Annotated in this window: 1 protein-coding gene; it reads right to left on the bottom strand. The window is 54.1% G+C overall.

Going from position 1 to position 390, the window contains the following annotated elements:
• On the bottom strand, nucleotides 1-87 hold an 87-nt coding region (locus EZM41_RS14585), incomplete at its 3' end, for a M24 family metallopeptidase (RefSeq protein WP_446697806.1).
• Nucleotides 88-390: the final 303 nt, after the last annotated feature.

Below are 390 nucleotides of genomic sequence, written 5' to 3'. Positions count from 1 at the left end.
CCTCGGCGAAACTTTCCCTACGGGATATGTACAAGCCGCATCACCATAATACCCTTTATACAGTACGCCCACATCAACGCTTACAATATCGCCTTCACTCAGCGCGCGCTCGTGCGAGGGAATGCCGTGGACAACTTCTTGGATTACAGGCTCGCAGCCACGCTGGGTTTTGCCTTTGACACTACGTTGGCTGTGGCGCGCCTGATCTTCAGCGGTCTCTTAGACAGGGTGCCCGGCGTCAAGCTCGTGGCTTCTCATCTTAACAATATATTCGAATAGGCAGGTGGGCATAATGCCGGCAGTTGCACGACTGGGAGATATATGCACGGGTCACGGCTGCTGGCCGCCGCGCCCCTCGATTGAAGGATCTCTGAATGTATTTGTCAATGA

Source organism: Acetomicrobium sp. S15 = DSM 107314, from assembly GCF_016125955.1.
Taxonomy (GTDB): domain Bacteria; phylum Synergistota; class Synergistia; order Synergistales; family Thermosynergistaceae; genus Thermosynergistes; species Thermosynergistes pyruvativorans.
Note: the sequence above shows the minus strand (reverse complement) of the source record. Positions and strands in the feature narration are given on the sequence as shown.